Here is a 12,942-nt window from a genome sequence, read left to right as displayed (position 1 = left end):
AACGCAAACGGCTTCAAGCTGTTAGAATCTCGCGCGGTTTGGGATGCTGCTGGCTAATAGCCTGGCCAGCAGGTATCGCTCCCGAACCTGGCGACCCCAACCGTGAAGGGGCAACGCTGCCGCCGCCTGAGGAGAAAATTAGAAATGACCTTCGTCGTCACCGACAACTGCATCAAGTGCAAGTACACCGACTGCGTAGAAGTCTGTCCGGTGGACTGCTTTTACGAAGGCCCGAACTTCCTGGTGATTCACCCGGATGAGTGCATCGACTGCGCCCTGTGCGAACCAGAATGCCCGGCCGTGGCCATTTTCTCCGAGGACGAAGTTCCGGAAGAGATGCAGGAATTCATCCAGCTCAACGTTGATCTGGCTGAAATCTGGCCAAACATCACCGAGAAGAAAGAATCGCTGCCGGATGCCGAAGAGTGGGATGGCGTCAAAGGCAAGATCAAAGACCTCGAACGCTGATCTGTCACGCGCTCGAATAAAAGGCCCCTTGCGGGCCTTTTTGTTTGTCTGCGATTTACTTTTCTGCGGGCAAAAAAAGGGGCGGTTTGACCCGCCCACATTTTTTCCCTAATCCCTGTATTCCTTTTCATCGTCCTGATGAATCGCATCCTGCAATGTCCATTCCCTTCTTCCTTGAAGGGCGTGTCTGTCCGTCGACACAACCTGAATACTAGAGGGTTCTGCGGCGGGGGCAATCGGCCTTCCGTGCCGAAAGCGTTTGTCATAACCGCTTCATATTTCAAAATAAGCTTACTAGTCAGTAGGTTACCGATCGCGGACTGACTGAATGGGCGTCTGCCGAAGTGTAAAAATAACGAACACCTACGAAAGAGTAAGCCAAGGCTTACAGCAGCAAACTACAAACCCTCCCGTGTAGGAGCTGCCGAAGGCTGCGATCTTTTGACCTTGATTTTAAAAAGCAGAATCAAAAGATCGCAGCCTTCGGCAGCTCCTACAAAAGCAACAGCAACAGCAACCGCAACAGCAACAGCAACAGCAACAGCAACAGCAACAGCAACAGCAACAGCAACAGCAACAGCAACAGCAACAGCAACAGCAACAGCAACAGCAACAGCAACAGCAACAGCAACAGCAACAGCAACAGCAACAACATCAAAAGCTGCAGGCAACAAAAAGCCCCGAACCAGTCGGGGCTTTTTGCGGGCGGTCGTGTGAGGCGCTTACTGGAACAGCGACTCGCTCGACAGGCCATTCTTCTCAAGGATTTCGCGAAGGCGCTTGAGGCCCTCTACCTGGATCTGCCGCACCCGCTCGCGCGTCAGGCCGATCTCCAGGCCTACATCTTCCAGCGTACTGCTCTCGTGGCCGCGCAGGCCGAAGCGGCGAATCACCACCTCGCGCTGCTTGTCGGTCAGTTCCGAGAGCCATTGATCGATGCTCTGCGACAGGTCGTCATCCTGCAGCAGTTCACATGGATCGGTCGGACGATCATCCGTCAGGGTGTCCAGCAGGGTTTTATCCGAATCCGGACCCAGCGAGACGTCGACCGAAGAAACCCGTTCGTTGAGGCCGAGCATGCGCTTGACCTCGCCCACCGGTTTTTCCAGCAGGTTGGCGATTTCTTCGGGTGAAGGTTCGTGGTCGAGTTTTTGCGTCAGCTCGCGTGCAGCCCGCAGGTACACGTTTAGCTCCTTGACCACATGAATCGGCAACCGGATGGTCCGGGTCTGATTCATGATGGCGCGCTCGATGGTTTGACGAATCCACCAGGTGGCGTAGGTCGAGAAGCGGAAGCCGCGCTCGGGGTCGAACTTTTCCACCGCGCGGATCAATCCGAGGTTGCCCTCTTCGATCAGATCCAGCAGCGACAGCCCCCGATTGACGTAACGCCGGGCGATTTTTACCACCAGCCGCAGGTTACTTTCGATCATGCGCTTGCGTCCGGCAGGGTCGCCACTTTGCGACAAGCGCGCAAAATGAACTTCTTCTTCCGGAGAGAGCAATGGGGAAAAGCCGATTTCGTTGAGATACAACTGCGTGGCATCGAGTGCCCGCGTGTAGTCGATGTACTTATGCTGTTTGAGTGTCGCAGATTGTTTGGATTTGGCACGAACGGAAGGCGGTGCAGCCCCTTCATCATTCGACATCGAATCCGACTCGATGCCGGCCTCCATAAGGAGAACCTCATCGTCGATGTCAAACTCCGGCACTTCTTTACTGAGAGCCATTGTTATAGTCCTTTGGTGAGTTCGACCCCAAGCTCAAGCGACGCCTTTATCCTTGGCAACGCTGGAGCCTGTCCCCTCTACGCGACGGAACAGGCTGGATGACAAATCAACGTCGTGGCAGGAACTGCAGTGGATCTACAGGTTTACCTTGGCGGCGAATCTCAAAATGCAGTTTCACCCGGTCTGTACCCGTTGACCCCATTTCGGCAATTGTCTGTCCGACCTTGACCTGCTGACCCTCCCGAACCAACAGCCTGCGGTTGTGACCGTAAGCACTGACGTAGGTTTCGCTGTGTTTGATGATGACTAATTCGCCGTAGCCCCTTAAGCCACTCCCGGCGTAAACCACCGTCCCATCAGACGCAGCTAAAACAGGCTGTCCCAAATCCCCGGCGATATCAATTCCTTTATTCAAACTACCGTTTGAAGAGAATTTTCCAATGAGAATGCCATTAGATGGCCATCCCCAGCCGGTCGGGGCCGGGCCTGCAGGAGGCATCGGAGCGGGGGTTTGCTTATTCGCGACGGACGGTGCAGCGCCCGTAGAACCGGTGGTTGTGGTGGTCGTCGTGCCATTCGCCTGGCGCCGGATTACCGTGGTTTTGCTCGACGAAGAAGGCGAAGAACTCGAGTTGCTTACCACCGCGCTCGACGTTGAACCGGTGCGCCCGTCAAAGCGAATTGTCTGACCCGGATGGATCGTATACGGCGTAGGAATATTGTTCCGGGCGGCGAGGGCTTTGTAGTCCCAGCCGTAGCGAAAAGCGATCGAAAACATCGTATCGCCCGGACGGACTACGTACTGCCCGGTCGTCACTGTCGGACGCTGGGCGACCGCCTTGTTGCGATCGACGACACTCACGTTGCTCGATTTGGTGCTGGAGCAACCGACCAGCAAGGTGCTCAAGACAAGGCCAGTCACCAGGCGCTGAAAGCTCGTGTTACCCATACGCTGCGCAATGACTGTGAGACTCACCCGCCGCTCCCTTTGTGGTGGCTGAAAAATTTGGAATGCCGGATCTCGGCATGAACTGTCGCAAGTATAACGGGCAGATTCAGCTTTACCCTTAATGAAGCGAAATCGCTTCGCGCACACGTTTGCCAGCTGGCAATACGCTACGTTTAATCCGCTATCGCCGGTGTAAGACCGGAGCCGTTGAAAGGAATTCAACAGCGGCGAACAAATGCTCAGGCCAACGGCCCGTTGAGCAATGGAACGAAGCGCACCGCCCCCAGAACGTGACGGGAAAAACCGTTTTCTTCACGCACGATCAACAGCAATTGCTGAACTTCGCCGGAGCCAACCGGAATCACCATGCGCCCGCCCGGGGCCAATTGATCCAGCAAGGCTTGCGGCACATCGGTGGCCACGGCGGTTACGATGATGCCGTTGTACGGCGCCAGAGCCGGCCAGCCTTCCCAGCCATCGCCCCAACGAAACACCACATTGCGCAGGTTCAACTCGACCAGGCGTTCCTTGGCCCGATCCTGCAAAACCTTGATCCGCTCAACCGAAAAAACTCGCTCGACCAGTTGCGACAACACCGCCGTCTGGTAACCGGAACCGGTGCCGATCTCCATCACTTTATCCAGCGGCCCGGCCTCGAGCAGCAGCTCGCTCATGCGCGCCACCATATAAGGCTGGGAAATGGTCTGGTTGTGGCCGATCGGCAGTGCCGTGTCTTCGTATGCGCGATGCGCCAGCGCTTCATCGACGAACAGATGGCGCGGCGTGCGGCGAATCACTTCGAGTACCTTGGCGTTCGACACGCCTTCTTCATACAGACGCTGGATCAGGCGCTCCCGCGTGCGCTGGGAGGTCATGCCGATGCCGCTGCGCAGTCTGTCGTCGTGTTCGCGAGCCATCAGCGCAGTCCCTCCAGCCAGCCGTCGAGACTTCTGAAGGCATCGTTGAAGGTGCGATCAAGCTGCAACGGGGTGATGGAAACGTAGCCCTGCATCACCGCATGGAAATCGGTGCCCGGGCCGCCGTCTTCAGCGTCGCCGGCGGCAGCAATCCAGTAACCGGCCTTGCCACGCGGATCGACCACTTTCATCGGCGCCGCCGCCCGGGCGCGATGGCCGAGACGGGTCAACTGAATGCCGCGAATATGGTCGATCGGCAGATTCGGAATGTTCACGTTGAGCACCGTGCGCGGCGGCAGATCGAGCCCGGCGTGGGCCTCGACCAGTTTGCGCGCGAAGTACGCCGCTGTCGGCAGATTGTCCACCTGACGCGAGACCAGCGAAAAAGCGAACGACGGACGTTCGAGGAAGCGCCCTTCGAGGGCCGCTGCCACGGTTCCGGAATACAGCACATCGTCGCCCAGATTGGCGCCGAGATTGATGCCCGACACGACCATGTCCGGCTGGCGTTCCAGCAAGCCATTGAGGCCCAGGTGCACGCAGTCAGTCGGGGTGCCGTTGAGGCTGATAAAGCCGTTGGCCAGGTATTGCGGGTGCAACGGACGGTCGAGCGTCAGCGAACTGCTGGCGCCACTTTTGTCCTGCTCCGGGGCGATAACCACGCATTCGGTGTAATCCGCCAGCGCAGCATAAAGCGCGGCAAGACCGGGTGCGGTTACCCCATCGTCGTTAGAAATCAGAATACGCATGGGCTGTCCGTCTGCCCCACCGGCACCAGATCAACGAGCTCGCGCACCAATACGGTGGCAAAGCATCCGGCCGGGAGGACGAATTCCAGTTGCAGAATGTCAGGCTGGGGATAATGCCACGTCAACCCGCCAATGGGCAGCCGCAGGATGCGACGCTCGTGGCTCATGCCGGCGTGAATCAACCAATCGCGCAGCTCCGCTTCGCGCGCGGCAATCCCCTGCTCCAGTTCATGGACAACGCCTGCGGTCGGCGAGTCACCTTCGCCCCATTGCGGGCCCGTCGGATGCAGATCGAGAATCGCCAGACGCGGGTCGCTGCATTCAGCTTCACCGGCGGGGAAAAAGCTGCGACTGTCGGTGAATGCGAGCAGATCACCGACTTGCGCTTGCTGCCAGGTGCCATCGGCCACACGCGCTGCCAGCACCTGATTGAACAGGAAACTGCGTGCCGTCGACAGCAGGCGCGAACGCACGTTGCGCTGCTCCGGCAAGGCTTTGCGCGCCGCCCACCCACGCGCATCAACAACGTTACCGCCGTCATGGCCGAAACGCTGGGCGCCGAAATAATTGGGAATGCCTTGCTTGGCGATCAGTTGCAAACGTTGTTCGATCGCGTCTTTGTCGCCAGCGAACTGGGTCAGGCGCAAGGTGAAACCGTTGGCCGAGTGTGCGCCGCGTTGCAGCTTGCGCTTGTGGCGCGTGGTCTTGAGGATCTTCAGCGTGTCGTTTTCCGCCGCCGACAGATCCGGATCAGCCTTGCCCGGCAATTGCACGCTGAACCACTGACGGGTCAGCGCCTGCCGATCCTTGAGGCCGGCATAGCTGACGGTGCGCAACGGCACGCCGGCAGCCTTGGCAATACGCCGTGCGGCTTCTTCGGTGTTGAGGCCACGTTTTTCCACCCAGATCCACAGGTGTTCGCCGTCGCCGCTGAACGGGATGTCGAGGACTTCATCGACCTGAAAATCTTCAGCGATGGCTTTCAGTACCGCCGTGCCGAGGGGTTCGCCATAGGCACGCGGGCCGAGCAGTTGCAGTTCATTCATGCGCGCAGCAACAAGGCAACGGAGTGCACGGCGATGCCTTCTTCGCGACCGACAAAGCCAAGCTTTTCGGTGGTGGTAGCTTTCACGTTCACTTGATCCAACTCAACTTGAAGATCCGCCGCGATCAGCGCGCGCATCAATTCGATATGCGGGGCCATTTTCGGTGCCTGGGCAACGATGGTGTTGTCGACGTTGCCGACCTTCCAGCCTTTGGCGTGGATCAGCGCGACCACATGCCGCAGCAACGCTCGGCTGTCGGCGCCCTTGAATTGCGGGTCGGTGTCCGGGAAGTGTTTGCCGATATCACCCAGCGCCGCAGCACCGAGCAAGGCATCGCTCAAGGCGTGCAGCAGGACGTCACCGTCGGAATGAGCGAGCAGCCCGAAGCTGTGTGCAATGCGCACGCCGCCCAGAGTAATGAAATCGCCTTCAGCGAAACGATGCACATCATAGCCGTGGCCAATACGCATAAAAAAAACGCCCCGATTTTTGTCAGGGCGTGATTCTACCCGCATTAGCCCTTGAGGGCGCGTGCATGATGTTGCAAGTGGTCGTCAATGAAGCTCGCGATGAAGAAATAGCTGTGGTCGTAGCCCGGTTGCAGACGCAATGTCAGCGGATGGCCCGCTTGTTTTGCCGCTTGTTGCAGGGCTTCGGGTTTCAGCTGTTTTTCAAGGAAGTCGTCGCGATCACCTTGATCAACCAGAAGCGGCAATTGTTCATCCGCTTCAGCGATCAGTGCGCAGGCATCCCACTCTTTCCATTTCGAACGATCCTCGCCCAGATAACGCGAAAACGCTTTCTGCCCCCACGGGCAATCCATCGGGTTGTTGATCGGCGAAAAGGCTGACACCGATTGGTAACGTCCCGGGTTGCGCAACGCACAAACCAACGCACCGTGGCCGCCCATGGAGTGGCCGCTGATGCTGCGCTTGTCCGACGCGGGGAAATGCGCTTCAACCAGTGAAGGCAATTCCTGCACGACATAGTCATGCATCCGATAGTGCCGCGACCAAGGTTCCTGCGTGGCATTCAGATAGAAGCCGGCACCGAGACCGAAATCCCAGGCGCCATCCGGATCGCCCGGCACATCCGGGCCACGCGGACTGGTGTCGGGCGCGACGATGATCAGACCAAGCTCGGCGGCCATGCGCAGGGCGCCAGCCTTGTGCATAAAGTTCTCGTCGGTGCAGGTCAGGCCGGACAGCCAGTACAGCACCGGCAATTTGCCGCCCTGCTCCGCTTGCGGCGGGAGGTACACGGCGAACACCATGTCGCAACCGAGCACATCGGAGCGATGGCGGTAACGCTTGTGCCAGCCGCCAAAACTTTTCTGACAGGAGATGTTTTCCAGACTCATGTAAAGACTCCTACGCGGTCACGGCAACACGCCTTCACGACGTGTCGCCATATCCCGGCGATTGATCAGAAATGAATGACGGTACGGATGCTCTTGCCTTCGTGCATCAGGTCGAACGCTTTGTTGATGTCTTCCAGGCCCATGGTGTGGGTGATGAAAGTATCCAGCGGGATCTCGCCGCTTTGCGCCATGTCGACGTAGCTTGGCAACTCGGTACGGCCGCGCACGCCGCCGAATGCCGAACCGCGCCAGACGCGACCGGTGACTAACTGGAATGGACGGGTGGCGATTTCCTGGCCGGCACCGGCCACGCCGATGATGACGGATTCGCCCCAACCTTTGTGGCAGCACTCAAGCGCGGCGCGCATCAATTGCACGTTGCCGATGCATTCGAAGGAGAAGTCGACGCCGCCATCGGTCATGTCGACGATCACTTCCTGAATCGGGCGATCGAAATCTTTCGGGTTCACGCAGTCGGTGGCACCGAGCTGCTTGGCGATCTCGAACTTGGCCGGGTTGATGTCGATGGCGATGATGCGCGCAGCCTTGGCTTTCACAGCGCCGATCACCGCAGACAGACCAATACCGCCCAGACCGAAGATGGCCACGGTGTCACCCGGTTTCACCTTGGCAGTGTTGAGCACTGCGCCAATGCCGGTGGTAACGCCGCAACCGAGCAGGCAAACCTTTTCCAGCGGGGCGTCTTTGGAAATCTTCGCTACGGAGATTTCCGGCAGCACGGTGTATTCCGAGAATGTCGAAGTACCCATGTAGTGGAAAATCGTTTCGCCCTTGTAGGAAAAGCGCGAAGTGCCGTCCGGCATCAGACCTTTGCCTTGAGTCGCGCGAATCGCCTGACACAGGTTGGTCTTGCCCGACTTACAGAATTTGCACTGACCGCATTCCGGGGTGTACAGCGGAATCACGTGATCGCCAACGGCAACCGAGGTCACGCCCTCGCCGATGGCTTCAACGATGGCGCCACCTTCGTGGCCAAGGATCGACGGGAAGATGCCTTCCGGGTCTGCGCCGGACAGGGTGTAGGCGTCAGTGTGGCAAACACCGGAGGCGACGACGCGCAGCAATACTTCACCGGCCTTGGGCATGGCGACATCGACTTCTACGATTTCCAGCGGCTTTTTGGCCTCGAAGGCAACGGCGGCGCGCGACTTGATCATGCTGACTCTCCAGTGAATCCAATGAATAAAAAAACCAGACAGCGAGTGTAGTTCAGCGCTAGCTGATGAATAATCCGGACAAATGCAAAATATTATTGCCGTACAGGGATAATCCAATGTCCGAGAACCGCTGGGAAGGCATCGACGAGTTCGTCGCCGTCGCCGAGTGCAGCCAATTCACCGCTGCGGCCGAACGCCTTGGGGTTTCTTCCTCCCACGTCAGTCGACAAATCGTACGACTGGAAGAGCGTTTGCAGACGCGTCTGCTCTATCGCAGTACCCGCCGGGTGACGCTGACCGAGGCCGGGCAGACTTTCCTCCAGCATTGCCAACGTTTGCAGGATGGTCGCGAGGAAGCATTGCGCGCGGTCGGCGACCTGACCAGCGAACCGAAAGGCATGCTGCGCATGACCTGCGCGGTGGCATACGGCGAACGCTTTATCGTGCCGCTGGTGACGCGGTTTATGGGGCTGTATCCGCAGTTGCGCATCGATATCGAGCTGAGCAATCGCCAACTCGATCTGGTGCATGAAGGGCTGGATCTGGCGATTCGGTTGGGTCGGTTACAGGATTCGCGCTTGGTCGCCGCACGGCTGGCACCTCGGCGCATGTACCTGTGTGCGTCACCGTCCTACCTCGAACGGTATGGACGCCCACATAGTTTGTCGGAATTGAGCCGGCATAATTGCCTGATCGGCAGCTCGGACGTCTGGCAACTGGAACAGAACGGGCGGGAATTTTCTCAGCGGGTGCAGGGAAACTGGCGCTGCAACAGTGGGCAAGCGGTGCTGGACGCGGCGTTGCAGGGCGTCGGGTTGTGTCAGTTGCCGGATTATTACGTACTGGAGCATCTGCACAGTGGTGCGTTGATTTCGCTGCTGGAGGCGCATCAGCCGCCGAATACGGCGGTGTGGGCGTTGTATCCGCAGCAGCGGCATTTGTCGCCGAAGGTGCGCAAATTGGTGGATTTTTTGAAGGAGGGGTTGGCTGAGCGGCCGGAGTATCGAGGTTGAAAAGCAAAAGATCGCAGCCTTCGGCAGCTCCTACAAAAGCATGCGATCCATGTAGGAGCTGCCGAAGGCTGCGATCTTTTGATCTTTTAGCGGCGGTTAGCCCAACGCTGGCGCAACCACTCCAGATCTTCCGGCCGCGTAACCTTGAGGTTATCCGCGCGCCCTTCGATCAGTCGCGGCTTCAGCCCCGCCCACTCCATCGCTGACGCTTCGTCAGTAATCACAGCATCCGCGACCAGACTGTCCGCCAGCGCCCGATGCAACGCCCCAAGACGAAACATCTGCGGCGTATACGCCTGCCAGATCACACTGCGATCGACGGTTTCAAGCACACGACCGTGCTTGTCGACCCGCTTCAACGTATCGCGTGCCGGCACGGCGAGCAAACCGCCGACCGGGTCATCCATCAGTTCAGCAAGCAGCTTGTCGAGATCATCGCGACTCAGATTCGGCCGCGCCGCATCGTGCACCAGCACCCAATCGTCATCATCGGCACCCTGCGCATGCAAGTGCAGCAAGGCATTGAGCACCGAAGCCGATCGCTCGGCCCCGCCGTCAACCCGCTGAATTCGCGAGTCGCTTGCGCACGCCAGGTTCGGCCAGTAAGGATCATCAACAGCAAGACTGACCACCAACCCTTGCAGGCTTGGGTGATCGAGGAAACAGCCGAGGCTGTGTTCGAGAATTGTGCGTCCGCCCAGTTGCAGGTATTGCTTGGGACGATCCGCGGCCATTCGGGCTCCGACGCCCGCGGCAGGAATCACGGCCCAGAAGGCCGGCAGGGAATTGATCATTGGGCCAACTGGTAAAGGGTTTCGCCGTCCTTGACCATGCCCAACTCATGGCGAGCGCGTTCTTCAACGGTCTCCATGCCTTTCTTCAGCTCGCTGACTTCAGCGTCCATCACCCGATTGCGCTCCAGCAGGGCTTCGTTCTCGGCGTGTTGATCAGCAATCTGCTGATTCAGCTCGGCGACTTGCGCCAGACTGCCATTGCCCACCCACAGGCGGTACTGCAGACCGGCCAGCAGCAAGAGCAAAACGAGAAACAACCAGTAGGGACTGCGCATCGAATATCAGGTATCCAGTGAAAAAAGACAGCCATGCCAAAACTTTGAAGCATCTGATAGCACGAAGCCTGGAAGATCCAGGCTTGTGCATATAAGGCATCAGATTAGTGGCAAATCCATCGCTGTCACGACTTTTCCGACACAATCCGGTGTCTTTTTACCATCTACGGCTTAACCGCGAAACTCGGAGCGACCGTTGTACTTGGCTTTGCCATTCAACTGCTCTTCGATACGCAGCAGTTGGTTGTACTTGGAAACGCGGTCGGAACGGCACAGCGAACCGGTTTTGATCTGGCCAGCCGAGGTGCCCACAGCCAGGTCGGCGATGGTCGAATCTTCGGTTTCGCCCGAACGGTGCGAGATCACTGCAGTGTAACCGGCAGCCTTGGCCATCTGGATGGCTTCCAGCGTTTCGGTCAGAGTGCCGATCTGGTTGAACTTGATCAGGATCGAGTTGGCGATGTTTTTATCGATGCCCTCTTTCAGGATCTTGGTGTTGGTCACGAACAGGTCGTCGCCCACCAGTTGCACCTTCTCGCCGATCTTGTCGGTGAGGATTTTCCAGCCAGCCCAGTCGGACTCGTCCAGACCGTCTTCGATCGAGATGATCGGATAACGTTCGGTCAGGCCCTTCAGGTAATCAGCGAAACCTTCAGCGGTGAACACCTGGCCTTCGCCGGACAGGTTGTACTTGCCGTCTTCGTAGAATTCGCTCGCCGCGCAGTCCAGCGCCAGGGTCACGTCAGTGCCCAGCTTGTAACCGGCGTTGGCCACCGCTTCGGAGATAACTTTCAGCGCGTCTTCGTTGGACGCCAGGTTCGGTGCGAAACCGCCTTCGTCGCCAACGGCAGTGCTCAGGCCACGGGCCTTCAGCACAGCTTTCAAGTGATGGAAAATCTCGGTGCCCATGCGCAGACCTTCCGAGAAAGACTTGGCGCCAACCGGCTGTACCATGAATTCCTGGATGTCGACGTTGTTATCGGCGTGCTCGCCACCGTTGATGATGTTCATCATCGGCACCGGCATCGAGTAAACACCCGGAGTGCCGTTGAGGTTGGCGATGTGTGCGTACAACGGCAGATCCTGATCCTGTGCAGCAGCCTTGGCCGCCGCCAGGGATACGGCGAGGATGGCGTTGGCGCCCAGGGTCGCTTTGTTTTCGGTACCGTCGAGCTTGATCATCGCGTGATCCAGCGCTTTCTGGTCGCTTGGGTCGGTGCCCAGCAGCAGATCGCGGATCGGGCCGTTGATGTTGGCGACTGCTTTCAGTACGCCTTTGCCCAGATAACGGCTCTTGTCGCCATCACGCAGCTCGAGCGCTTCACGCGAGCCAGTGGATGCACCGGACGGCGCGCAAGCGCTGCCGATGATGCCGTTGTCGAGAAGCACGTCCGCTTCCACGGTGGGATTGCCACGGGAGTCGAGAACTTCACGACCTTTGATGTCGACGATTTTTGCCATTGTTGTAAACACTCCAAAGTTGACGAAAACGACGCAGCTAGAGGAAATCTTTTTACCGTCGGCAAGTGGTGTGCAGCGGGCAGCTTGCAGACGACAACGCACATGCCCGAGGGCATGTGCGACAAATCGTGCGGTACTTTACCGGAGAATTGAGTGTTACGCGGTTTCTACCGTCGGAAAACTCTTCACCAGTTCGTCCAAAGCTTTGAGCTGGGCCAGAAATGGCTCCAGTTTGTCCAGACGCAAGGCGCAAGGGCCGTCGCATTTGGCGTTGTCCGGATCCGGATGTGCTTCGAGGAACAGACCCGCCAGCGACTGGCTCATGCCCGCCTTGGCCAGATCCAGCACCTGCGCACGGCGACCGCCAGCGGAGTCGGAACGACCGCCTGGCATTTGCAGCGCGTGGGTCACGTCGAAGAAAACCGGATACTCGAACTGCTTCATGATGCCGAAGCCGAGCATGTCGACCACGAGGTTGTTGTAGCCGAAACTCGAACCACGCTCGCAGAGGATCAGTTGGTCATTACCCGCTTCCACGCACTTGCTCAGGATGTGTTTCATTTCCTGAGGCGCGAGGAACTGGGCTTTCTTGATATTGATCACTGCGTTGGTCTTGGCCATCGCGACGACCAGATCGGTCTGGCGCGACAGGAAGGCCGGCAGTTGAATGATGTCGCAGACCTCAGCGACGACCGCGGCCTGATCAGGCTCGTGGACGTCGGTGATGATCGGTACGCCGAAGGCTTGTTTGATGTCCTGGAAGATGCGCATGCCTTCTTCCAGGCCAGGGCCACGATACGAATGCACAGAAGACCGGTTGGCCTTGTCGAAACTGGCCTTGAACACGTAAGGGATACCGAGTTTTTCGGTGACCTTTACGTACTCTTCGCAAACCTGCATGGCCATGTCACGGCTTTCCAGCACGTTCATGCCGCCGAACAGCACCATGGGTTTGTCGTTGGCAATCTCGATGTCGCCGACGCGGATGATCTTCTGTGCCAT

At 58.3% G+C, this 12,942-nt stretch carries 15 protein-coding genes; 2 read left to right on the top strand and 13 right to left on the bottom strand.

Translation table 11 applies throughout. The features are described from left to right. Positions 1-144 precede the first annotated feature (144 nt). Positions 145-468: a ferredoxin FdxA gene (fdxA, locus tag AD669_RS05635; protein WP_008077096.1), complete on the top strand. Its 324-nt coding sequence runs from the start codon at positions 145-147 to the stop codon at positions 466-468. 493 nt (positions 469-961) lie between these two features. Here fdxA and AD669_RS28550 read toward each other — a convergent pair whose 3' ends face one another. The 9 genes from AD669_RS28550 to AD669_RS05595 form a co-directional block, all read right to left on the bottom strand. Beyond that, positions 962-1,123 carry a hypothetical protein gene (locus AD669_RS28550; protein ID WP_172680074.1) on the bottom strand — a complete coding sequence of 54 codons (162 nt, stop codon included), beginning with the start codon at positions 1,121-1,123 and terminating at the stop codon, positions 962-964. A 67-nt stretch (positions 1,124-1,190) separates the two neighbouring features. Continuing rightward, positions 1,191-2,198: an RNA polymerase sigma factor RpoS gene (rpoS, locus tag AD669_RS05630; RefSeq protein WP_053117662.1), complete on the bottom strand. Its 1,008-nt coding sequence runs from the start codon at positions 2,196-2,198 to the stop codon at positions 1,191-1,193. 106 nt (positions 2,199-2,304) lie between these two features. Continuing rightward, positions 2,305-3,174 (bottom strand): peptidoglycan DD-metalloendopeptidase family protein, encoded by an 870-nt coding sequence (locus AD669_RS05625; RefSeq protein ID WP_053117660.1) that lies wholly within the window; start codon positions 3,172-3,174, stop codon positions 2,305-2,307. A gap of 212 nt (positions 3,175-3,386) precedes the next feature. Next, positions 3,387-4,022 carry a protein-L-isoaspartate(D-aspartate) O-methyltransferase gene (locus tag AD669_RS05620; protein ID WP_172680082.1) on the bottom strand — a complete coding sequence of 212 codons (636 nt, stop codon included), beginning with the start codon at positions 4,020-4,022 and terminating at the stop codon, positions 3,387-3,389. Positions 4,023-4,063: 41 nt separating this feature from the next. Then, a complete protein-coding gene (surE, locus tag AD669_RS05615) occupies positions 4,064-4,813 on the bottom strand; it encodes a 5'/3'-nucleotidase SurE (protein ID WP_008081730.1) in 750 nt (249 codons plus the stop codon). Then, entirely contained in the window at positions 4,801-5,859 is a 1,059-nt protein-coding gene (gene truD / locus AD669_RS05610; RefSeq protein WP_053117657.1) for a tRNA pseudouridine(13) synthase TruD, read from the bottom strand. The genes surE and truD overlap by 13 nt, the downstream gene beginning before the upstream one ends. After that, positions 5,856-6,329, bottom strand: a complete 474-nt coding sequence (ispF, locus tag AD669_RS05605; RefSeq protein WP_053117656.1) for a 2-C-methyl-D-erythritol 2,4-cyclodiphosphate synthase — start codon at positions 6,327-6,329, stop codon at positions 5,856-5,858. The genes truD and ispF overlap by 4 nt, the downstream gene beginning before the upstream one ends. Before the next feature lie 44 nt (positions 6,330-6,373). Then, positions 6,374-7,219: an S-formylglutathione hydrolase gene (fghA, locus tag AD669_RS05600; protein WP_053117654.1), complete on the bottom strand. Its 846-nt coding sequence runs from the start codon at positions 7,217-7,219 to the stop codon at positions 6,374-6,376. Between the two features lie 65 nt (positions 7,220-7,284). Then, on the bottom strand, positions 7,285-8,397 hold the full coding sequence (locus AD669_RS05595) for an S-(hydroxymethyl)glutathione dehydrogenase/class III alcohol dehydrogenase (RefSeq protein ID WP_007908835.1): 1,113 nt from the start codon (positions 8,395-8,397) through the stop codon (positions 7,285-7,287). A 116-nt stretch (positions 8,398-8,513) separates the two neighbouring features. On the opposite strand from AD669_RS05595, the gene AD669_RS05590 reads away from it, so the two are divergent. Then, complete coding sequence (locus tag AD669_RS05590) at positions 8,514-9,410, top strand: LysR substrate-binding domain-containing protein (RefSeq protein ID WP_053117652.1); 897 nt, start codon at positions 8,514-8,516, stop codon at positions 9,408-9,410. An 86-nt stretch (positions 9,411-9,496) separates the two neighbouring features. Here AD669_RS05590 and ispD read toward each other — a convergent pair whose 3' ends face one another. The 4 genes from ispD to kdsA all read right to left on the bottom strand — a co-directional run bounded on the left by ispD (position 9,497) and on the right by kdsA (position 12,942). Continuing rightward, positions 9,497-10,204: a 2-C-methyl-D-erythritol 4-phosphate cytidylyltransferase gene (ispD, locus tag AD669_RS05585; RefSeq protein WP_053117650.1), complete on the bottom strand. Its 708-nt coding sequence runs from the start codon at positions 10,202-10,204 to the stop codon at positions 9,497-9,499. After that, entirely contained in the window at positions 10,201-10,479 is a 279-nt protein-coding gene (gene ftsB / locus AD669_RS05580; RefSeq protein ID WP_003222158.1) for a cell division protein FtsB, read from the bottom strand. Before ftsB ends, ispD begins: the two co-directional genes overlap by 4 nt. A gap of 171 nt (positions 10,480-10,650) precedes the next feature. After that, entirely contained in the window at positions 10,651-11,940 is a 1,290-nt protein-coding gene (gene eno, locus AD669_RS05575) for a phosphopyruvate hydratase (protein WP_007908839.1), read from the bottom strand. 156 nt (positions 11,941-12,096) lie between these two features. After that, entirely contained in the window at positions 12,097-12,942 is an 846-nt protein-coding gene (gene kdsA / locus AD669_RS05570) for a 3-deoxy-8-phosphooctulonate synthase (RefSeq protein ID WP_008081720.1), read from the bottom strand.

The organism is Pseudomonas sp. P1.31 (assembly GCF_001269815.1).
Taxonomy (GTDB): domain Bacteria; phylum Pseudomonadota; class Gammaproteobacteria; order Pseudomonadales; family Pseudomonadaceae; genus Aquipseudomonas; species Aquipseudomonas rustica.
Note: the sequence above shows the minus strand (reverse complement) of the source record. Positions and strands in the feature narration are given on the sequence as shown.